At 39.0% G+C, this 20,837-nt stretch carries 21 protein-coding genes and 1 tRNA gene; 15 read left to right on the top strand and 7 right to left on the bottom strand.

Translation table 11 applies throughout. The annotated features are described in order from the left end of the window. Positions 1-80: 80 nt before the first annotated feature. The 4 genes from polA to JT739_RS04885 all read left to right on the top strand — a co-directional run bounded on the left by polA (position 81) and on the right by JT739_RS04885 (position 4,961). On the top strand, positions 81-2,675 hold the full coding sequence (gene polA, locus JT739_RS04900) for a DNA polymerase I (RefSeq protein WP_237659983.1): 2,595 nt from the start codon (positions 81-83) through the stop codon (positions 2,673-2,675). A 13-nt stretch (positions 2,676-2,688) separates the two neighbouring features. Beyond that, a complete protein-coding gene (gene coaE, locus JT739_RS04895; RefSeq protein ID WP_255688376.1) occupies positions 2,689-3,306 on the top strand; it encodes a dephospho-CoA kinase in 618 nt (205 codons plus the stop codon). After that, positions 3,285-3,830 carry a lytic transglycosylase domain-containing protein gene (locus tag JT739_RS04890; RefSeq protein ID WP_237659982.1) on the top strand — a complete coding sequence of 182 codons (546 nt, stop codon included), beginning with the start codon at positions 3,285-3,287 and terminating at the stop codon, positions 3,828-3,830. Before coaE ends, JT739_RS04890 begins: the two co-directional genes overlap by 22 nt. Positions 3,831-3,914: 84 nt before the next feature. Continuing rightward, entirely contained in the window at positions 3,915-4,961 is a 1,047-nt protein-coding gene (locus tag JT739_RS04885) for a nicotinate phosphoribosyltransferase (protein ID WP_237659981.1), read from the top strand. Here JT739_RS04885 and ndk read toward each other — a convergent pair whose 3' ends face one another. Further along, complete coding sequence (ndk, locus tag JT739_RS04880) at positions 4,962-5,369, bottom strand: nucleoside-diphosphate kinase (protein ID WP_237659980.1); 408 nt, start codon at positions 5,367-5,369, stop codon at positions 4,962-4,964. It lies immediately after the preceding gene. 205 nt (positions 5,370-5,574) lie between these two features. On the opposite strand from ndk, the gene JT739_RS04875 reads away from it, so the two are divergent. From JT739_RS04875 to JT739_RS04865, 3 genes are all read left to right on the top strand, one after another. Continuing rightward, entirely contained in the window at positions 5,575-7,206 is a 1,632-nt protein-coding gene (locus JT739_RS04875; protein ID WP_237659979.1) for an ABC transporter substrate-binding protein, read from the top strand. An 84-nt stretch (positions 7,207-7,290) separates the two neighbouring features. Further along, positions 7,291-7,375: transfer RNA gene (locus JT739_RS04870), tRNA-Leu, on the top strand. Between the two features lie 445 nt (positions 7,376-7,820). Beyond that, positions 7,821-9,119, top strand: a complete 1,299-nt coding sequence (locus JT739_RS04865; RefSeq protein ID WP_370642579.1) for an alanine/glycine:cation symporter family protein — start codon at positions 7,821-7,823, stop codon at positions 9,117-9,119. A 218-nt stretch (positions 9,120-9,337) separates the two neighbouring features. Here the strand turns inward: JT739_RS04865 and JT739_RS04860 are convergent, their stop codons facing one another. The 3 genes from JT739_RS04860 to JT739_RS04850 are packed head-to-tail and all read right to left on the bottom strand — an operon-like array spanning position 9,338 to position 11,423. After that, entirely contained in the window at positions 9,338-10,459 is a 1,122-nt protein-coding gene (locus JT739_RS04860; protein WP_237659977.1) for an aminotransferase class I/II-fold pyridoxal phosphate-dependent enzyme, read from the bottom strand. A gap of 24 nt (positions 10,460-10,483) precedes the next feature. Next, complete coding sequence (locus JT739_RS04855) at positions 10,484-10,810, bottom strand: AzlD domain-containing protein (protein WP_237659976.1); 327 nt, start codon at positions 10,808-10,810, stop codon at positions 10,484-10,486. Further along, on the bottom strand, positions 10,800-11,423 hold the full coding sequence (locus tag JT739_RS04850; protein ID WP_237659984.1) for an AzlC family ABC transporter permease: 624 nt from the start codon (positions 11,421-11,423) through the stop codon (positions 10,800-10,802). The genes JT739_RS04855 and JT739_RS04850 overlap by 11 nt, the downstream gene beginning before the upstream one ends. A 232-nt stretch (positions 11,424-11,655) precedes the next feature. Here JT739_RS04850 and JT739_RS04845 point away from each other — a divergent pair, with 232 nt between their 5' ends. Then, on the top strand, positions 11,656-12,171 hold the full coding sequence (locus JT739_RS04845) for a cysteine hydrolase family protein (protein ID WP_237659975.1): 516 nt from the start codon (positions 11,656-11,658) through the stop codon (positions 12,169-12,171). Here JT739_RS04845 and JT739_RS04840 read toward each other — a convergent pair. Then, complete coding sequence (locus JT739_RS04840) at positions 12,168-12,446, bottom strand: DUF896 domain-containing protein (protein WP_237659974.1); 279 nt, start codon at positions 12,444-12,446, stop codon at positions 12,168-12,170. The two genes, JT739_RS04845 and JT739_RS04840, sit on opposite strands and share 4 nt — an antisense overlap. Before the next feature lie 90 nt (positions 12,447-12,536). Here JT739_RS04840 and queG point away from each other — a divergent pair, with 90 nt between their 5' ends. Then, positions 12,537-13,571, top strand: coding sequence for a tRNA epoxyqueuosine(34) reductase QueG (gene queG, locus JT739_RS04835; protein WP_237659973.1), 1,035 nt, complete (start codon positions 12,537-12,539; stop codon positions 13,569-13,571). A 104-nt stretch (positions 13,572-13,675) separates the two neighbouring features. On the opposite strand, the gene JT739_RS04830 is transcribed toward queG, so the two are convergent. Both JT739_RS04830 and JT739_RS04825 read right to left on the bottom strand, forming a co-directional pair. Then, the gene (locus JT739_RS04830; RefSeq protein ID WP_237659972.1) at positions 13,676-13,900 is read right to left on the bottom strand and encodes a spore coat protein; all 225 of its coding nucleotides are present in this window, start codon (positions 13,898-13,900) and stop codon (positions 13,676-13,678) included. Between the two features lie 21 nt (positions 13,901-13,921). Continuing rightward, positions 13,922-14,119 (bottom strand): ferritin-like domain-containing protein, encoded by a 198-nt coding sequence (locus tag JT739_RS04825; RefSeq protein ID WP_237659971.1) that lies wholly within the window; start codon positions 14,117-14,119, stop codon positions 13,922-13,924. Positions 14,120-14,271: 152 nt separating this feature from the next. On the opposite strand from JT739_RS04825, the gene JT739_RS04820 reads away from it, so the two are divergent. The 6 genes from JT739_RS04820 to JT739_RS04795 all read left to right on the top strand — a co-directional run bounded on the left by JT739_RS04820 (position 14,272) and on the right by JT739_RS04795 (position 20,827). Then, a complete protein-coding gene (locus JT739_RS04820) occupies positions 14,272-14,538 on the top strand; it encodes a DUF2892 domain-containing protein (RefSeq protein WP_237659970.1) in 267 nt (88 codons plus the stop codon). A 65-nt stretch (positions 14,539-14,603) separates the two neighbouring features. Next, a complete protein-coding gene (locus JT739_RS04815) occupies positions 14,604-15,755 on the top strand; it encodes a cysteine desulfurase family protein (RefSeq protein ID WP_237659969.1) in 1,152 nt (383 codons plus the stop codon). Positions 15,756-15,757: 2 nt separating this feature from the next. Continuing rightward, positions 15,758-16,927, top strand: coding sequence for a tRNA uracil 4-sulfurtransferase ThiI (gene thiI, locus JT739_RS04810; RefSeq protein WP_237659968.1), 1,170 nt, complete (start codon positions 15,758-15,760; stop codon positions 16,925-16,927). 191 nt (positions 16,928-17,118) lie between these two features. Next, the gene (locus JT739_RS04805; protein WP_237659967.1) at positions 17,119-18,387 is read left to right on the top strand and encodes an ROK family transcriptional regulator; all 1,269 of its coding nucleotides are present in this window, start codon (positions 17,119-17,121) and stop codon (positions 18,385-18,387) included. A gap of 86 nt (positions 18,388-18,473) precedes the next feature. Beyond that, positions 18,474-19,292: a 5-deoxy-glucuronate isomerase gene (gene iolB / locus JT739_RS04800; protein ID WP_237659966.1), complete on the top strand. Its 819-nt coding sequence runs from the start codon at positions 18,474-18,476 to the stop codon at positions 19,290-19,292. Beyond that, positions 19,259-20,827 carry a tagaturonate reductase gene (locus tag JT739_RS04795; RefSeq protein WP_304650966.1) on the top strand — a complete coding sequence of 523 codons (1,569 nt, stop codon included), beginning with the start codon at positions 19,259-19,261 and terminating at the stop codon, positions 20,825-20,827. The genes iolB and JT739_RS04795 overlap by 34 nt, the downstream gene beginning before the upstream one ends. Positions 20,828-20,837 lie beyond the last annotated feature (10 nt).

The following is a 20,837-nucleotide window of genomic DNA, read 5'->3' as shown; positions in this document are numbered from 1 at the left end:
TTTACGGGTGGTCATGATTGATGTTTTGCAGGTTTTTAATGTTTTTTGGTGAAATAATAGTAATATGGGAGTTGAAGATTATGAGAAAAATGCTGTTAGTCGACGGGAATAGTCTCCTTCATAGGGCCTTTCATGCACTGCCGCCCCTTCGAACGTCTAAGGGGGTGCATACAAATGCAGTATATGGTTTTCTAAATATGCTGTTTAGAATTTTGCAGGAAGAAAAGCCTGATTATATAACCGTAGCCTTTGACAAAAAAGGCCCTACTTTTCGGCATACTGAGTATGCAGCATATAAGGCTACGCGTCCAAGGACTCCAGATGAGTTAATAGGCCAGTTCGATATATTAAAAGATATATTAGTGGCCCTTCGCATTAAGTTTTTTGAAGTGGAAGGATTTGAAGCAGATGACATCTTAGGAACCCTTTCAAAAAAAGGAGAAAAGGCTGGAATATTTTCTATAGTAGTAACGGGTGACAAAGATGCGCTGCAGCTTGTGTCTTCAAATACAAGTGTAATGCTTACCAAAAAGGGTATTTCCGATTTAGAGGTTTACGACCCGGCAAAAGTGAAAGCAAGGTATGGCATTTCAGCTGAATGTATTACAGATATGAAAGGCTTGATGGGTGACAAATCTGACAATATTCCGGGTGTGCCTGGAATAGGAGAAAAAACAGCGGCAAAATTAATCCAAGAATTTGGCACATTAGATAATATTTTAAAAAATACCCATCAACTTAAGGGAAAACTTAGGGAAAATTTAGAAAAACACAGCGATCAAGCCATTATAAGCAAACATTTAGCCACAATTGTAACAGACGTGCCTTTAGACTTTGGATTTGAGGACATTGCATACCGCGAACCCGATTATGATACTTTAATGACCCTTTTTAGAGAGTTAGAATTCTACAGTTTAATTGAAAGACTAAAGCCAAAAGACAATGCTGTCCAACAAGTAAAACAAGTTGCCGAGAAAACCATGAAAATCCATAATGCTGACGACTTTCAAAATTTGGTGCATGAGATTACTGCTGAAAGACAAATCGCGGTAATTGCCGATGCAAAGCGTAAAGACTTAAAGTCATTTAAAATAAACGGCATTTACATTTCGGTAAATGATAAGAGCTTTTTCATTGATGCTCCTTGGCTGGAGGATAAGAACTTATTAACTGAGCTCAAGTCCATTTTAGAAGATAGTGACATATATAAGATTACCCATGACGGTAAGCTCCTGAGAAATGTTTTGAGGCAGCTTGATATAGATTTCGTAAGTCAATTTGATGTGATGCTGGCAGCTTACCTTTTGGAGCCTTCAAAGCCCAAATATGACATAACTACATTAGTTATGGAATATTTAGGGGAAAAGATCAGTGAAACAGCAGACTTAGGTGAAAAAATTGCATACCTTTACAAATTAAAAGAGGCTCTTGATGATAAGATACGTGAATATAACATGGAAAGTCTCTTTTACGATGTAGAAATGCCTTTAAGCGTGGTTTTAGCTGATATGGAAAATGCCGGTATAAAAGTAAATCCTGATAAACTAAAGGAGCTGGGGGCCAAGTTTGGCAGGAAACTAGGTTATCTTACTGAAGACATATACAGTAAAGCCGGCATGGAATTTAACATCAACTCACCTAAGCAATTGGGTGAAGTGCTGTTTGAGAAGTTATCCTTGCCCGTGATAAAGAAAACAAAGACAGGCTATTCAACAGATGCGGAAGTCCTTGAAAAATTGCGGCCAAGTTTTCCCATAGTGGAAAGCATTCTGGAATATAGATTTTTAATGAAAATGAAGTCTACTTACGCAGATGGCCTTTTGGCTTTGGTAGATAAAGATACCGAGAGAATATACACCAATTTTAATCAGACAGTAACATCAACTGGACGAATAAGCAGCACGGAGCCCAATCTGCAGAACATACCCGTAAAGACAGAAGAAGGCAAACAGATCAGAGGAGTTTTTACCGCCGATGGGCCAGGACATGTGCTTTTATCAGGAGATTATTCCCAGATAGAATTAAGGGTCCTAGCTCACATTTCTGAAGATAAGAGTTTAATTGAAGCCTTTATAAAAGGGGAGGATATACATACCCGGACGGCAAGCGAGGTATTTGAAGTTCCACCGGAAGATGTGACGCCATCTCTTAGAGACAAGGCAAAGGCAGTAAATTTTGGAATTGTCTACGGAATTAGCGACTATGGCCTAGCCCAAGGGTTAGGTATATCTAACCAGGAGGCCAAAGCATACATAGATGCTTATTTTAAGCGTTATCCCGGTGTGAGAGACTATGTGAGAGAAACCATCAGACAAGCGAAACTATCAGGTTATGTGACGACACTGCTCAACCGACGTCGGTATATACCGGACATAAATAGCAGAAACTATCATCTACGCTCATTTGCTGAGCGCACAGCCATGAACACGCCAATTCAGGGTAGCGCTGCAGATATCATTAAAGTTGCCATGGTTAAGATATATAGGCATTTGAAAGAATATAACCTGAAAGCCAAGATTTTACTGCAGGTCCATGATGAGCTGATTTTGGACGTGCCAGAAGATGAGCTTTCCTTAGTTAAGCAAATATTAAAACAGGACATGGAAAATGCCATACCCTTGAAAGTACCCCTTGTAGTAGACTTTACTCATGGATATACTTGGGAAGAATTATAGGGAGGAATATGTATTGCTTGTTGTGGGTCTCACAGGCAGCATAGCCTGTGGCAAGAGTACGGTCTCCTTATTGCTTAAGGAGAAAGGTGCTGTTATAATAGATGCTGATAAAATAGCACGGCAAATAATGCAGCCGGGTAAACCTGCATGGATTAAAGTTGTTAACCATTTTGGGCAGCAAATATTGAAAGAAAATAACGAAATAGATAGAAAGAAACTGGCAGATATTGTATTTGAAGATTTAGAGCAACTAAAGCGGCTCAATAGCTTTACACACCCAGAAATTTTAAAAGAAATAAAACACCAATTGGAGTATTACGAAAAACTACAGAAAGAGGTTATCGTTATAGATGCTGCACTGCTCATAGAAGTGGGGTTGCATAAAATAGTAGATGAAGTTTGGGTAGTGGTGGCTGACGAAAAAATACAGCTTGAAAGGTTGATGACTCGGGAAAAGAATCTTAGCATAAAACAAGCTATGGATAGGATAAAATCCCAAATGCCGCAAAAAGAAAAATTAAAATATGCCCATAGAGTGATTGACAACAATGGCAGTATCGAAAATACCCAACTTCAAGTTGATAAGATATGGAGGGAAATATCGAAACGGTGGTTAAAAAAATCGCAGTAATTTTAGTAATAATACTTGGCTTTGTTGCTCTATATAACAATATCTCCTGGTTTATGTGCTACATATATCCACTGAAGTACGAACAATCAATTATCAAGTATTCGGCTGAGTACGGTGTGGACCCGTATCTTGTGGCATCAGTAATAAAAGTTGAAAGCAACTTTTCGCCTAAAGTTGTATCAGAGCGGGGAGCCATAGGTCTTATGCAACTTATGCCGAAAACTGCTATGTGGGCAGCAGAACAGATGGGAATTGAAAATTTTCAGATTGAAAATCTTCAAAACCCGGATTTAAATATTAGGATAGGAACTTGGTATTTGTCTTCACTGCTTAACGAATTTGACAACGATATAATACTTGCCCTCGCAGCTTATAACGGAGGCCAGGGAAATGTGGCTAAATGGCTGGCACAAGGCAAGATGCAGCAACAAAAAGAAGAAGAAATTCCATTTCCAGAGACTAGAAATTTTGTGATGAGAGTTAAAAAATCCTACAAATGGTACAAGCGACTCTATAAGCTTTAGAGTTAATATGTTGTAGAAACGCAATTTAATTTTTGCATGCAAAAAGTAATATTAATATAAAACATTGAGAGAGAGGTTTGTTTCATGAAAGAAATCAAGACATTAAGTGATGTAAAAAATATTAAAGTTAATTCAAGGCGTATATATTCTGCCAACCACGATGAAATACTAGCTGGAATGACAACGGATATATATTTCATTAAGACAATGGAAATTTTGCGACATATGGGTCTTTCTCAAAAAGAAGTAGTAGCAGAAGTATTTCCCAGGAGATCCGGTGTAATGTGTGGCACGCAAGAGGTCCTTAACCTTTTGCAAGATAAGGACGTTGAAATTTATGCGCTGCCTGAAGGCGAAACTTTTGAAGCAAAAGATACAGTAATGAGAATAATAGGCCCCTATGAAGAATTTGGCATATATGAAACTGTTCTGCTCGGCATGCTGGCACACTCCAGCGCTTGGGCAACTGCTGCACGGGAGTGCCGGGAAGCAGCTGGAGAAGTATCCTTTATCTGTTTTGGCGCAAGGCATGTTCACCCTGCTGTAGCTCCTGTTATGGAAAGAGCTGCCATAATAGGAGGTGCCAATAATGCCAGCTGCATTTTAGCAGCTAAACTCCTGGGCAGAGAACCATCAGGGACTATACCTCATGCGGCTATGCTAGTAGCAGGAGATACTGTTTCTGTAGCAAAAACCTACAATGAAATCATGCCTGCCGATTCTCCCAGAATAATTCTTGTAGATACATTTAAAGATGAAGCAGAAGAAGCTCTTAATTTAGCTGAAGCCTTAGGCAAAGATTTAGAAGGTATAAGACTTGATACACCCAGTGAGCGCGGGGGAGTAACACCGGCTCTAGTTCACGAGATTAGAAATCGACTGAATCAAAAGGGTTATGACTATGTGAAGATATTTGTATCGGGCGGGCTTACACCTGAACGGATAAAAATACTTTTGGAAGCAGGAGCAGATGCCTTTGGAGTAGGAAGCTATATATCCGGCGCTACTCCCATTGATATGACCATGGATCTAAAAATGGTGGACGGCACACCTATTGCCAAAAGGGGTCGCATCCCCGGATTAAAGGATAACCCCAAACTTAAAAGGTTGAAACTTAGAACAAACAAATAACTATTTTAAATCAGGAAACCAAAGGGCTATTTCACGCGTTGCACTCTCAGGGCTATCTGCAGCATGGACAAGGTTTTCAGTTGTGGAAGTGGCATAGTCTCCCCGTATGGTGCCCGGCATTGCATCTTCAACTTTGGTTGCGCCGTTGATTAAACGTGCGAGTTTAATTGCATTAGGTCCTTCCAAAACCATTGCTATAACTGGCCCTGATGTTAAGTAAGCAATAAGCTCAGGGAAAAATGGCTTTGAGACATGTTCAGCATAGTGCTTTTTTGCAAGTTCTTCTGAGACTTGCATGAGCTTTAAAGCGGTTATTTTCAAACCTTTTTGCTCATACCTTGTTATGATGTTTCCCACAAGGCCGCGGCGAATTCCATCCGGCTTTATCATAACAAAAGTTTTTTCCATAGCTCACCTCTTAAGTTTTTTATACATATTAGCAAAAATCAGTGCTTTAAGCAAGATTTGCCATGTTGTCTATGAAAATTATTGGAATTTGACCCCAAATAACCGGTAATATATAATTTTACTAGGGAGGTCGTCAGGACAAAAATTTCATCACCTGACGACCGACATTTATATCTTGATGATTTTTACTCTTTTGGAGGCTGTTATGAAATATAAAAAACTGGTTATTTTAACCCTGGTTTTGACTTTGTTAATTTCAGCGTGTTCGCCTTCTTCCTTAAATTTGCCTGAGGAGGCTAACACAGCAGAACAGGAAGATTTAGGTTCACCACAAAGCGGTGGCACTATAAACTTGGCCACTACCAGTACACTAAACTTAAATCCTTTACTTGCAAATGACGATGAAACAATGGCAATCCTAAGCCTTATTTTTGAAGGCCTTGTAAAAATCGACGAACAAGGCATGGCGCAACCTGCTCTTGCTGAAAGCTGGCAAATAAGCGATGATGGCAAAACATATACTATAAACCTTAGGCCAGATGTGAAATGGCACAATGGAGAGCGTTTTACTTCAATTGATGTAAAAGCAACCTTTGATAAAATTATGGAGCTAAAAAAGCAAAAAAACAACAAAGATTTACCTAGATATGATGAATTTGATAATATCCAAAGCTATGAAGCTTCTGATGACAATACCTTTATTATAACTTTAAAAGCGCCTGATGCGGATTTTTTATGTGAAATTAACCGAGGGATACTTCCAGCTTCATTTCTCGAGGCTTCTACAACCAAGAAAGATAAAAGTGAGCAGGAATCAAATTTTGAATTAATAGGCACAGGTCCATTTAAAGTAATTAATGCAACAAATAATTCGGTTACCTTAAAAAGAAACGATAACTACTTTGGTAAAGTGCCATATATTGAAGAAATAAATATTAACATATATCCTGATAACACTTCTATAAAAGAAGCTTTTAACAACGGTGCTATTGATATGATTTTTGCGGATCCGGTTGACTGGAATATATTCGAAGAGATGGAAAATGTCTACTTATTGCAATATCCGTCCAGGTATTTTGAATTTGTAGCGGTAAATCTCAGCAATCCCATACTCAGTGATGCAAATGTTCGCCAGGCATTGCTTATGGGAATTGATCGAAATAGGATACTGCAGGACACGACCTTGGGTAGGGGAATAGTAATCGACGGGCCAATTTTACCATATTCGTGGGCTTTTAACTCGCAAATACAGCACATAACACATAGCAAAAAAATGGCAGCACAGCAGTTGGAGGCAGCAGGTTGGAAAGATGAGGACAGTGATGGAATTTTAGAAAAGGCTATCGGAAATAAAAAATACAAATTGGAATTTGAATTATTGGTCAATACCGACAACGCTGCTCGTTACCAGACGGCATCCCACATAGTAAATAACTTAAAAGATCTGGGGATCTCTGTGAAATTAGTCAATGCCACATGGGATGAATTGACACAGAAGGTTATGAGCAAAAAGTATGATGCTGCGATTATGGGTTGGAAGCTGGCTGCAAATCCTGATTTGCGTTTTATGTTTGCCAGCAGCGAAATAAAGAATGGATACAATTTTGTATCATATTCAAATCCAGAGCTTGATGATATATTAAACAGAGCCGCCACTGACCATAAAAACCAAAAGGAATTGTTGTACAGAGCTCAGGAGATTATAAATAAAGATTTGCCCTATTTGTTCTTATATAGCCCTAACAAAGTCCTGGCTATAAATAAGCGATTAAAAGGTGTGAAACCTAATCCTGTCAACATATACAGTGACATAAGCGATTGGTGGGTTGATGAGTGAACCAAACTCTGGCTCATCTATACAAAAACGTGAAATTGCTATTGACACAAACTCAATTAACATATATAATAAATTATGCATTCTGCGGAGATGGCGGAACTGGCAGACGCGTACGTTTGAGGGGCGTATGGGTTCTCCCGTGCGGGTTCGATTCCCGCTCTCCGCACCATAATAAGCAAATTAGCCCATAAGGGCTTTTTTTATTGCTATCGAAAAAAAGCAAGCAAGTATTTTAGTCGAATACTTGTTTGCTTTTTTTATGGAAAAATTGTCTACCGCGTTATCCCAAATATTTTACATAATAAAGTAAAAAACCTCCAAGCAGAAAGCAAGTTTATAAATAAGAAAGTCGCTTTGTCTGAAACTGAAATTTAGTTTTGAGACAAGCCTTTTTATTAACCTCTAGAAAATCAGAATAGTAAGACATACACAGATTGATGTATATTTTTAAGCAATGTTGTATAATAATATTATGTTTTTGCAGCAAACACATTTGGTTTTTGGGGGTGGAAATTTTTATTAATTAATAAAAATAATAACAAGGAGGGATGTTTTTGGAGGAGAAATTATTAAACATCTTAAGCGCTATTAATGATGTTGTGTGGGGTCCCCCGATGCTGATTCTCCTGGTTGGTACTCATGTTTTTTTGACTTTTAAATTATTAGGAATACAAAGATACACATTCAAAGGTATAAAGCTTTCATTAGCAAAGTCTTACGAAGGTGAGGGAGATGTCAGCCACTTTGGGGCTCTTACCACTGCATTAGCGGCTACCGTTGGAACCGGTAATATAGTAGGTGTTGCTACTGCCGTAGGGCTTGGTGGACCAGGAGCTGTTTTCTGGCTGTGGATCACGGGGGTATTTGGGATTGCCACTAAATATGCCGAAACCCTTCTCGCCGTAAAATATCGTACAAAAAATGAACTGGGTCAAATGGCCGGCGGCCCCATGTATGTTATGGAAAGGGGCATGGGGATGAGATGGCTGGGTATAATTTTTGCGTTTTTTACGTCTATTGCGGGATTTGGCATAGGGGTTACGGCTCAGTCCAACTCCATATCGGATTTGATGGAATCTACATTTAATATTCCCACGTGGGTTACCGGGCTAATAGTCGCATTATCAGTTGGAATAGTAATTATCGGCGGTATAAAAAGCATAGCAAAAGTGTGTGAAAAACTTGTTCCTTTCATGGCTATAGTTTATATCTTAGGTTGCTTGATAATTTTAGGTTTAAACATCTCTGCTTTACCTGGGGCTATAGCTCTTATAATAAGCAGTGCTTTTAAGGGTCAGGCAGTGATCGGGGGCTTTGCGGGAGCCACCGTCATGCATGCAATCAGGTATGGTGTGGCTCGAGGGCTGTTTTCTAATGAATCGGGTCTTGGCAGTGCCCCTATAGCTGCAGCAGCTGCTCAGGCTCCCAATGCAGCACATCAGGCATTGGTTCAAATGACGGGAACCTTTTGGGATACGGTAGTGATATGCCTTTTGACAGGCCTTATGTTAGTAACCACCGGAAGCTGGCAAACAGGCCTTAAAGGAGCTGAACTTACCAAAGCTGCTTTTGAACAGATCCCCATTGTGGGTCCTATAACGCTGACCTTAGGTCTCTTAACATTTGTTTATTCTACTATTTTAGGTTGGTCATATTATTGTGAAAAAGCTGTAGAATATTTACTCGGTACCCCGGCCATTGTACCTTATCGTTGGCTGTGGACTATAGCGGCATTTGTGGGTGCTGTTGCCAAATTGGATGTTGTATGGGCATTTGCCGATATGTTCAACGGTCTAATGGCAATTCCTAACCTTATATCGTTAATAGCACTAAGCGGGGTCTTAGTAGCTGAAACGAAGAAATATGTTTGGCAAGACAATATCATGGCAAATGATTTGAACGAGAAAAATTAATGGGATAAGAATGTGTGAAAAAGGTTGATGTCATATCAGCCTTTTTTCGTATTAGCCTGAAGGTGTAAAGCCTTCATATTTCTCTGGCTGAGCTTAATTTGCGCATTTTTAAAATTAATTTCGCTCTGTCAAATAATGCCTACAATGATGTTTTTTAATCTCGCAGGAAAATGGCATATATAAAAAGGCCGTATATGGGTAATATACGGCCTTTGTGTTTATTGGGACTTTAAAAACTGCGAGAATATTGAGAGACCCGTTTTAAACATGTCGCAGTCGTTACCAAATCCAATTCTCAAAAAACCAGGCATTTCAAAACACTCTCCTGGCACCATTAGCAGTTTATACCTTTCGTAGAGTTCTTCGCACAGCTTTTCAGAGGAAAGAGCAATATTTTTCAAGCGAGGAAACATCAACACGCCGGCTTTGGGCTTTACGTAGTCAAAGTAATCCTCATGCTCTTTTAACCATTTTAAGAAAAACTCTAGGTTTTCTCTCGCAATACTCAAATTTCTCTCCATGACCTTGTCTGTATTTTTAAGGGCGAAAGTTGCCAGAAAGTCATTTATGGGAGAATTGCTTATTGAAGTATAATCTTTCCATTCCCAACAGGCGTTAACTATATCTTCAGGACCTGCAATCCAGCCTAAGCGAAGGCCTGAAAGGCCATAGGATTTTGACATGCTGCCTACGCTTATGGCCTTTCTTGAAAGACTTCTGCCATGTGGAGGAATGACGTTAGGATACAGGACAAAATCATGATAAACTTCATCGCATAGGACCCAAAAATCTCCTTCTTCAGCCCAGGAGAGAATGGTTTTAAGCTGGTCTTCAGAGATTACAGCTCCGGTAGGATTATGGGGAATATTGAGGACAATAAGTTTAGTGTTCTTATCGATGAGCCTTTTCAGTTCATCGATATCGGGCTCATAGCCCTTATCTATATCCATTTTCCAATATTTAACATTAGCTCCCCGGGCTTCAGCCGTAGAATATAAGGCCTGATATGCTGGAAATTGCACTATGACTGTGTCGCCCGGTTTTACCAGCACATTTGTGACTAAGAAATCAGCCTCAATAGCACCTGTTGTAATCAATATATTTTCCGGTTTTGTTTCGCGGTAAAAGCTGGATATTACTTCTCGTAACTCTTGCCTGCCGGTGGTTGGATTATAGCCTATTTTGATTTTTAAAAGTTCTTTTATTAACTCGTCTTTGTCGCCAAGGGATAACAGTTCATCTAAAGTGAAGGGCTTAGCATCGGTTTCGGCAAGATTATATACTGCATCATTTTCATATGTATTCATCCACCGCTCAACAGCGAAAGTCTTTATTTCCATAAAAAGCAACTCCTTCGATATTTTTCATATAAAGTAATTATACAAAATCACAATTCCCATTCCCAAAAGCACAGTGGCAAACATGTTTTTTGTTTTATAAGCCAACGGAAAAGTCAAAACAGCAGCAATCAATAGGGGATTTGAAAAACCGATGTTTAATTTATTTTCTGTCATGAGCACACCGGGAAAAAGCAGAGCAGAAAGCACAGCTGCTGGGACAAAATTCAAAAATTTGACGAAGACTTTTGGAATCTCCTGCTTAGATAAAAGGGTGGCTGGCAGCATTCTTGACAAATATGTTACAAATCCCATGCCAAGGACAAGGCAGATGTAATTTAAATCAATTTTCATCAATTAACACCCCAATCGCGGCTGCAATAACCGTTGCTAAAATAACGTTCCAGTTGCCTGGAATTATATGTATAAAAAATATAGAAAGAAGGCCCGAGATTAATGCAATTAAGATAAATCTCGCATTTTTAAACTGCATGCATAAAAGGGCGAGAAACATTCCTGGAAGGGCAAAATCAAACCCCAAGGCCTTCGTATCTGGGATTAGATTGCCTAAGGTTGTACCAATTATTGTACTTAAAACCCAACAGGAATAAGCAGTAATATAAAGACTAAAATAGTAGATATGGGAGAGGGGCCTTTGTTCTGCATCAGTTATGCTCACGGCAAAAGTTTCATCTGTTATGAAGAACGATATCAGAGGAATTAAACTTTGTTTTATTTCGCGAAAGTAAGGTGCCAGCGAAGCGCTAAATAGAAAATGCCGCAAGTTTACCAAAAAGGTAGTGATAATTATTGGAATAGCGCTTGTTCCCGAACCCAGCATGTCAACGGCAATGAATTGGGCAGATCCAGCGTATACAAAAAGTGACATTAATCCCATTTGCATAGGGCTAAACCCTGAGTCAGCCGCCATTACCCCAAGGGCAAAGCCTACAGGTAAATATCCCATCACGATAGGAAACACCCTTTTTATTGCGAAAAGGAATTCTTCTTTTTTATGCATAATTATCCCTCTAAACTGCATAATAATTAAATCCTATAATAGCAAATTGCCAAGAAGAATGTCAATAATGACTTTACATAAGGCTACGGTATTTTATTGCGCGGCCTTACCAATTGTGGTATTATTTTCATAAAATAATCAGTAAAAAAGACTTGCTTTTTGCAAGGAGGAAATTTTAATGAAAGCTTTGCTAGTTATCGATATGTTGGTAGACTTTATTGATGAAAAGGGAGCTTTAAGCGTGGGACCCGCAGGTCAAAAAATAGTTCCATTTGTAAAAGAAAAGGTTGAAGAGTTTAGGGAAAAGGGCTATCCCGTTGTTTTTATTTGTGACAATCATGAAAGAGACGACAAAGAATTTGATATGTTTCCACCTCATTGCATAGCTCAGACAAAAGGTGCCCGGATAATTGAGGAACTTAATGTGAAGGATGAAGACAAAATAATAAGAAAAAGACGCTACAGTGCCTTTTTTGGGACTGATTTGGATCTTTACTTAAGAGAAAAGGGAGTTGATGAGCTGTTTTTAGTGGGTGTCTGTACCAATATCTGTGTACTATATACCGCTGCCGATGCGCGAAACTTAGCCTACAAGGTAAATATTTACAAAGACGGAGTAGCATCCTTTGATGAAAAGGCCCATGAATTTGCATTAAACGAAGCAGAAGCAACTTTAGGCTGTCGTGTAATCTAATGGTTATGGCAGTCACAGTCCCTGTGGGTATTTGAATGGCTGCAGCCTTTATGCATATGATTATGGTTGTGATGGTTATGATTGTGATGTTCACAGCAAGTGGACGTTTTTACTATCTTTATGCTGTCTAGCTGAGCTTTTAGATTCGCTTTTACAGCATCAATATAAAGTCTGCGCAGGTACGCCTGCTCTTTTTTTTCTTCCTCAGACAGACCTTCACTTTGCTGCTTTTTATAAAGTGCATTGATGCGGGCAATTTGTTCTTTTGATATCATAAACAATTTTCCTTTCAAGTTTTTAGTCAAAAGAATATGAGTATAATATCATTATAAAGTTTTTTTTAAAAAATACAAAGGGTGATAAAGGTGAATTTAAAACAGGAAGTGATTTGCTTTGCAAAGAAAATAGGCTTTGATCGAGTAGGGTTTACGACGGCAGGGCCCTTTTTAAAGGAAAAGGAAATTCTTGCTGAAAAAAAGGCGAGAAATCTCCTGTCACCCTTTGAGGAAACTAATGTAGAGCTAAGATGTGACCCCAATAAAATCCTGCCTGGAGTCCGGACTATTATATGCTTTGCCATGGGATATCTGGTAGAGCCCTATGAGCCAGAGGAAACCTGTCAGGATAATATAAATGGCGATTTGCTAGGTAAAATTTCCCGCTATGCCAGAGTAAAAGACTATCACTTTATTCTAACAAAGAAGCTTAAGGCAATAGTAGAATTTATATCTAATAAACAGCCAGGTACATTTAAAATAGAAGTAGATACCGGCGGACTTATGGAAAAAGCTGCTGCTCAAAGGGCAGGATTGGGCTGGATTGGCGAAAACACTTGTCTTTTTACACCGGAACTGGGGTCATGGGTGTTTTTGGGAGAGATTTTAACTGATATTGAATTTGAACCTGATAGGCCAATAGAAAGTAGATGTAATGGCTGCGGCCGTTGCATAAGGGCCTGTCCCACAGGAGCGCTAATGGCACCTTTTCAGATAAATCCTAACAGGTGCCTTTCATGTATAACGCAGATGAGGGGCTTTATACCTGAAGAATTTCGAAGACCTTTGGGCAATAGAGTTTTTGGTTGCGATACATGTCAAGAGGCTTGTCCACATAATATGAATGTGAAAATCCCAAATCACAAAGAATTTAAACCCCAATTTCCTCTGGAAACAAGTTTAGCTAAACTTGCAAAACTAAACAAGCATGATTTCGATAAGGCATTTAAGGCGACTGCTGCCGGCTGGCGGGGAAGAAACGTTATTCGTCGAAATGCCGTATGTGCCATAGGAAACATGAGAGATGTAAGATTCAAAAAACTGTTGGAGGAACTTATCGATGACCCATCGGAAATAGTTAGAGAACAAGCAAAATGGTCATTAAAAAACCTTACGAAAATGTAAATTAAGTAGGTGACAGAGAGTTTTCTTATTTCCCTGTCACCCTTCTTTTTGCGACAAAACTCGCTAACTTAATATTAAGATACCATCTCCTTGATTTAAGTTAATTATTGTGGATTGTACCAGCCGCGCTGATTCATGGCATCGAAAATCATTTTGGCGTGTTGCTGTTCCTCGTCCTGGATTTGCCTTAGAGCATTTCTTACAGCTTCATTGGCGGATTCCTGAATAGCTGTTTCGTATGTTCCAGAAACGTATTTTTCCGTCATTAGCATGTCAGTTAAGATATCTTTATCTGCGTTTGTTCCGGCCATGTTCTGCGTTTGATTCACTAAAATCCCTCCTATACTGAATTATTGAGCTCCTCCTTGTTGAAGAAGTCTGTTGATTGTGTCGATGTGCTGCTGTTCTCGATTGGCAAGGTTTCTAAACAGCGAGGAAAGTTGTTGGTCCTGTAATTGGTTGGCATAATTATTGTACTTTGTTACGCAAATATGTTCATGGTTTAATGCGTCTTTTAAATATAAAATTTCTTTTTGGGTGAGCTGCAATACTTTTCACCTCCAATTTTTTATGCTGGCAGTCTTATTTTATCCCTTATAAAAATTACTATACTTAATGTAAACAAAGTTACCCAAAAAAATACTTAAAAATCAATGTAATGATAAATACTAATAGTACTACTATCTATGGAGGAGATTTTATGAAGCTTTCAAAAAATATAGGTGAATTAGACAGCTTACTTCGCATAAGTTTAGGGCTTTCCATGCTAGGTTATGGTATAGCTAAAAAATCCAACTTTTCCATATTTGTGGGCTCATGGAAGGTGGCCGAAGGGATTACCGGTTTTAGCATAATGTACCACCTTTTAGGTATTGATACATTAGATAATAAAATAAACTTCTCCGGCAGTAAGGAGATCAGACTCACTCCCCTCGGAAATATAGTAAAAATAGATGACATGCAGTAAACTTGTGATATAATTAAAAGGGCGGCTTTTACCGCCCTACATATATAGGTTTTGAAGGTGATACTTTGAAAGAAATTTACCTTGACAACAGTGCGACAACCAAAGTTCTGGAAGAAGTTGCTCGGGCTGTTTTTGATACAATGACATTACATTTTGGCAATCCATCTTCACTTCATAGAAAGGGCATTGAAGCAGAAAAAATAATGCAAGAAGCAAGGGAAAATATTGCTAAAGCTTTAGGAGCAAGCCCTAAAGAAATATATTTTACTTCAGGTGGCACTGAATCGAACAATTGGGCTGTCAAGGGGGCTGCGTATGCTCGCCGCCGTAAAGGCAATCACCTTATAACAACCGCAATAGAACACCCTTCCGTGCTGGAGACTTTTGCTGCTTTAGAAAGGGAGGGCTTTTCCGTTACATATCTTCAAGTGGACAGAGAAGGTTTTATAGATTTAAATCAGCTTAAAGAAGCATTAACGCCAGAAACTATACTCGTGAGCATTATGTATGTAAATAATGAGGTAGGTACTATTGAACCTATACAAGGAGCTGCCCAAATTATAAAGGCAAGCAGCAATGCCCTTTTTCATGTAGATGCGGTTCAGGCATTTGCCAAGATACCTTTAGTTTCAAAGCTTGAGGGTATTGATCTGTTATCATTGAGTGGACACAAGATCTACGGGCCTAAAGGAATAGGTGCACTGTTTGTAAGAGATAAAGTGAGCATTGCTCCTCTTTTGCACGGCGGAGGTCAAGAGACAGGACAGCGTTCGGGCACAGAAAACTTGCCCGGCATTGCCGGATTTGGCAAAGCTGCGAAGATATGCATTGACAATCTGGAAAAATGGCACAGCCAAATGGTACAACTTAAAGAACGATTAATGAAGGGCATATTAGATAATATTCCCGATACTGTGTTAAATGGTCCCGTCTCCGGTGCTCCTCACATTCTCAATATATCGTTTCTTGGAACTCGGGGAGAAATTCTGCTCCATGCCCTTGAATCAAAAAATATATATGTATCAACAGGTTCTGCCTGTTCATCACACAAGAGCGGAAATAGTCATGTTCTTAAGGCCATGGGCAAAAGTGAGGAAGAACAGGACGGTGCAATTAGGTTTAGTTTGTCACCTTTTCTTTCAATGGAAGATATAGATTATACCATTGAAGTTCTTGCTGACGAAGTAAGAGAGATAAGAAAACTTATGCGGAGGTAACAATGGAAAATCTTTATTTAATAAGTTTCGGCGAAATTGCTTTAAAGGGAGAGAATAGACCGTATTTTGAAAGAATCCTTATCCAAAGAATAAAGCAAGCTTTGTTGCCTTATGATGACAGTGTGCAACTTGAAAAAACACATGGTCGCATCTACTGCTATACAAAGGCCTCGCGAGAACAAGTACTAAATACTTTAAAAAATGTCTTTGGAATAGTTTACATAAGTCCGGCCAAAAGCTGTGAGAATGATTTAGAGCAAATAAAAAATACTGCTCTCGAAATAATGAGAAATCAAAATTATAAGGGCAAGACCTTTAAAGTTGAGACCAGGCGTCCCAACAAAGGCTTTCCTTTTAAATCACCTGAAGTCAGCCGCCAAGTGGGAGCACATATATTGCGGAATCTTGAAGGTTTGAAAGTTGACGTTCATAACCCGGAGATTCAACTGGATGTAGAGATAAGGGAGCGGTCATTTGTCTACTGTGAAAAAGTACCTGGCCCAGGGGGGCTGCCGGTAGGGTGCAACGGGAAAGCTATGCTGCTCTTGTCTGGGGGAATAGATAGTCCCGTTGCGGGATATATGCTCATGAAAAGGGGAATCGAGCTGGAAGCAATTTATTTTCACAGCTTTCCATTTACAAGCGACAGGGCGAAAGATAAAGTCATAGAGTTATGCAGGGTGCTTGCAAAGTATTCGGGGAAAGTGCGGCTTCATGTAGTAAACTTTACTGAAGCACTAAAGGAAATGAGAAAGCAAACTCCTGAAGAGTTTTTAACTATTACGATGCGTCGTATGATGATGCGCATAGCCCAAAAAACAGCTGCAAGTGTAGGTGCGAAAGCGCTGATTACGGGAGAAAGCCTAGGGCAAGTGGCAAGCCAAACTCTGGAGGCAATAGTTGCTACTAACGAAGTTGCTACAATTCCCATCTTTCGCCCACTTATAGGCTTTGATAAAATTGAGATAATGGAGCTTGCGAAAAAAATAGGTACATATGATATTTCAATAAGGCCATACGCCGATTGCTGTACTGTTTTTGTGCCAAGGCATCCCAAGACGCGTCCCAATCTTTCCGGAGTTCACGATGCAGAGAGCCTGCTTGACGTAGATAAGCTTACAGAAATGAGCCTTAAAGACATAGAAATTATAGATGTAAAGCCACAAGTTTAGCATAAAAATCAATGGCTGCTGCAAGACAAGGTTTAGTTTTGCAGCAGCTTTTTCATATATGCACATTTGGTTGTCTGTGTATATTAAGAAAACCAAAAGGATAATTTTAAAAATAATTTTTTATGAAAAAAAGGTTTTTTTAATTTTGTATAGAAATATAAAGATAGTTAATTAAGTTAAAAAAGTATAAGGTGATATACTTGAAAAAAGCACCAGGCAATAGCAAATATGTTAAAAAGTTAAACAGAATGGCTGTTATAAATCTAATAAAAAATCATGAACCCATATCCAGACAACAGTTGGCTGAAATCACAGGTCTAACGCCGCCTGCTATAAGCGGTATTATCCGGGAGCTGCTTGAGGCAGGGATTGTAAAAGAAGTGGGTTTAGATAAATCAACAGGTGGTCGAAGACCTATTAAGCTGTCTTTTAACCCTGATGCCGGATATGTTTTTGGTGTAGAAGTCACAAGGTTCGAAACTTTTGTAGGGACCTGTGACTTAAAAAATAATCCTACTGATTTTCGAACTATTAAAATTGATATGTCCGAGCCCAAAAAAGGTCTAAAAAAGCTAGCTGCTGTAGTTAAGGAGATTATGAATGAAGAGCAGTATAAAGAAAAGCCATTTTTGGGAGTTGGAGTAGCCTTTCCGGGGCTGCTATATGCTTTTGAGGGGAAAGTTAAACGATCTATAAATTTAGGTACCAGCTGGGACTTTTTTCCGGTTAAGCAAGTGTTGGAAAAGGAAATAGATATGCCGGTTTTTATAGAAAACAATTCTAAGGCATCAGCCCTTGCCGAGCGATGGTTTGGAGGAGCAACCGAATGCAGGGATTTAGTGTATGTAAATTTAGGTGAGGGAATTAGCGCTGGCGTTATTATAAATGATCGTATTTTACAAGGAGCTCAGGGACATGCGGGTGAAATTGGCCATATGTCTATTCAGAAAGACGGGCCATTGTGCAATTGTGGGAATCGAGGCTGTTTAGAAAGTGTGTGCGGCATTCCTGCAATAATGAGGAAGGTAAAAAACGAAATATCTATAATACCCGATAACGACCCTTTAAAGAAATTGTGGGCAGAAAAAGGCGAAATTTCAATTGAAGATATAATAAGTTCATCCCGAATAAAAAATTCATATTCCCATAACCTCTTAAAACAAGTTGCAGAATATATTGGAAAAGCTATAGCAAATGTTATAAACTTCTACAATCCTGAATGTGTATTTATCGGTGGGAAAATGGCTCCAGCAGCAAAATATTTTATCGATATCATAAAAACAGCTGTAAACACCCATGCGTTTCCTGAAATAGCACGTTCAACTGATATACAAATATCATCTCTACAGGAAAAAGCCGGAGTAATGGGTGCATGTGCTTTGGTTTTAAGGGATCTATTTAAACCAGATTCAGATATATTGGAAGATGTCCAGCAAGCTCTGAATTATGAGGAAGCGTAATTTGAGGAAAATATTTGCACCTTATTGGCAGTGACAAGTATATGTTTTTGCCAGACAAAGATAAAAAGTAAAAGGGAGGATGAATTATGAGTTATTTGTATCCCAACAAAAACGTAGAAGGCTATACCCAGATAGTAAAGGCAGGGAAAGACCTCAATTTTTGTGGTTTTGGCCTACTTAAACTAAAAGCCAATGAAACACATGAACTGAAGACGGAAGATGAAGAAGCAGTATTAGTCATTTTATCTGGGAAATGTCATGTAACCGTAAATGGGCAAAAGTTTACTGACCTAGGTGAAAGAAAAGATGTCTTTTCTGGCAACCCAACTTCGGTGTATATTCCAATTCACAGCTCATTTAAAGTAGAGGAAACCCAAGGATTGGATCTTGAAGTTGCGGTAGTTTCAGCAAAAGCCGAAAAAAAATTTGAACCATTTGTAGTAAGGCCCGAGGAAGTAGTCTGCAACCATCGTGGTATTTTAAATTACCAGCGTGATGTAAGAGATATTATAGTGGACAACGCCGAAGGAAAAGTGCATCGCATTGTAGTAGGTGAAACCATATCTTATCCTGGTCAGTGGTCAAGCTATCCATCGCATAAACATGACAAGCACAATCCACCGTATGAAGCAAACCTGGAAGAAGTGTATTATTTTAAGGTCAAGCCTGAAGGCGGATTTGGGGTTCAAGTTATGTATAATGATGACTTAACACTCAGAGAGGCATATATGATAAAAGATGGCGATACAGTTATTCTTCCTGAAGGCTATCATCCTGTAGCAGCTGCTCCTGGATTTCAGGTGTATTACTTGTGGGTAATGGCCGGAGGCTATGGCAGAAAACTTATTCCCAATGATGATCCGAACCTTTTATGGCTCCACAATGTAGGGCCCTTATTAAAATAAAAAAAGGAGTGGTTTATGTGAAGTTAAATAAATACTTATTAAAAAGCGGTTATAGTTTTCCCGAAGATTTACAGGTACAATCTTTTCCCGAAAACCTGCCGGAACGAGTGATCCAATTTGGGGAGGGCAATTTCTTAAGGGCCTTTGTTGACTGGATGTTCCATCAAATGAATAAAAACAATCTGTTCAACGGCCGCGTAGTAGTAGTTCAGCCCATACCTCAAGGTCTTGTTGATAAATTAAATGAACAAGATGGTTTGTATACTTTATTGCTGAGAGGCTTAAAAGATGGAAAGCCAACTGAAATAAAAGAAATTATAAGTTCTGTCAGCCGTGGAATAAACCCATATACCCAGTGGGAAGAGTATTTAAAATGTGCCGAAAATCCAGATATAGAATTTGTAATTTCCAATACTACAGAAGCCGGTATATCCTATGACAAGGACGATAGCCTTGATAAAAAACCACCAGTATCTTTCCCTGGAAAACTTACAGCGTATTTATATCACAGATTTAATCATTTTAACGGAGATCCTACCAAAGGAATGGTGATAATACCCTGTGAACTGATTGACAGAAACGGAGACAATTTGAAAAAAATCGTTTTACAACTGTCCGATGACTGGAATCTCCCTGAAGCATTCAAAGAATGGGTTAAAGAACACAACATATTCTTAAATACATTAGTTGATAGAGTAGTCACAGGCTATCCCAAAGATGAAATCGACGATATATTAGCATACTTAGGATATGAGGATAGTCTGGTGGATACGGGTGAACTTTTCCATCTGTGGGTTATAGAAGGGCCCAAAGAACTTTCGGAAAGATTACCCTTTACCAAAGTTGGCCTAAATGTACTGTGGACTGATGATATGACTCCCTATAGGACCCGAAAAGTTAGAATATTAAACGGTGCGCACACTTCATCGGTGCCGGCAGCCTTCTTATACGGTTTAGAAACTGTGGGCGAGATGATGGACCATGAAGTTTTGGGTAGATATGTGCGTCAGGTCATTTATGATGAGATAATTCCTTCCATAGACTTGGATAAAGCCATGTTGACCGAATTTGCAGACTCCGTAGTAGAAAGGTTTCAAAATCCATACATAAAGCACTATCTTCTGAGCATACTTCTCAACTCGTCATCTAAATTCAAAACCAGGGTGCTGCCATCAATCCTTGAATATAAGCAACTAAATGGTAAATTGCCCGAAAAGCTGACATTTTCTTTTGCGGCATTAATTGCCGTATACAAGGATGGTAAAGTTGAAGGCGCCCAAATGAAGGCTCGCAGGGAAAAAGGCGAATTTATCATGCAGGATGATGCTTGGGCTTTGGAATTCTTTGAAAAAACATGGCAGAGCTTTGATGGCAGTAAAGAAGCTTCTAAAAGAGTGGCTGAAGCTGTCCTTGCAAATACCAAAATGTGGGGCCAAAACTTAAATGAAGTTGAAGGCCTTTCGGACAAAGTAGCCGATTACCTGTATCAAATTACCAATGATGGCATAAAATCCACCATTGAAAAGCTAGTATAAAATTATAACA

The sequence above is a fragment of the Tepidanaerobacter sp. GT38 genome, assembly GCF_021991635.1.
Classification (GTDB): domain Bacteria; phylum Bacillota; class Thermosediminibacteria; order Thermosediminibacterales; family Tepidanaerobacteraceae; genus DTU063.
The sequence above is the reverse complement of the archived record's forward strand: the minus strand, read 5'-3'. Positions and strand labels throughout refer to the sequence as shown.

Bases quoted from the DNA above. Each gene is read 5' to 3' on its own strand.
- polA (WP_237659983.1), top strand. From the start codon at position 81: ATGAGAAAAATGCTGTTAGTCGACGGGAATAGTCTCCTTCATAGGGCC.
- JT739_RS04885 (WP_237659981.1), top strand. From the start codon at position 3,915: ATGAAAGAAATCAAGACATTAAGTGATGTAAAAAATATTAAAGTTAAT.
- ndk (WP_237659980.1), bottom strand. From the start codon at position 5,369: ATGGAAAAAACTTTTGTTATGATAAAGCCGGATGGAATTCGCCGCGGC.
- JT739_RS04875 (WP_237659979.1), top strand. From the start codon at position 5,575: ATGAAATATAAAAAACTGGTTATTTTAACCCTGGTTTTGACTTTGTTA.
- JT739_RS04865 (WP_370642579.1), top strand. From the start codon at position 7,821: ATGCTGATTCTCCTGGTTGGTACTCATGTTTTTTTGACTTTTAAATTA.
- JT739_RS04860 (WP_237659977.1), bottom strand. From the start codon at position 10,459: ATGGAAATAAAGACTTTCGCTGTTGAGCGGTGGATGAATACATATGAA.
- JT739_RS04855 (WP_237659976.1), bottom strand. From the start codon at position 10,810: ATGAAAATTGATTTAAATTACATCTGCCTTGTCCTTGGCATGGGATTT.
- JT739_RS04850 (WP_237659984.1), bottom strand. From the start codon at position 11,423: ATGGGATATTTACCTGTAGGCTTTGCCCTTGGGGTAATGGCGGCTGAC.
- JT739_RS04845 (WP_237659975.1), top strand. From the start codon at position 11,656: ATGAAAGCTTTGCTAGTTATCGATATGTTGGTAGACTTTATTGATGAA.
- JT739_RS04840 (WP_237659974.1), bottom strand. From the start codon at position 12,446: ATGATATCAAAAGAACAAATTGCCCGCATCAATGCACTTTATAAAAAG.
- JT739_RS04820 (WP_237659970.1), top strand. From the start codon at position 14,272: ATGAAGCTTTCAAAAAATATAGGTGAATTAGACAGCTTACTTCGCATA.
- thiI (WP_237659968.1), top strand. From the start codon at position 15,758: ATGGAAAATCTTTATTTAATAAGTTTCGGCGAAATTGCTTTAAAGGGA.
- iolB (WP_237659966.1), top strand. From the start codon at position 18,474: ATGAGTTATTTGTATCCCAACAAAAACGTAGAAGGCTATACCCAGATA.
- JT739_RS04795 (WP_304650966.1), top strand. From the start codon at position 19,259: ATGGCTCCACAATGTAGGGCCCTTATTAAAATAAAAAAAGGAGTGGTT.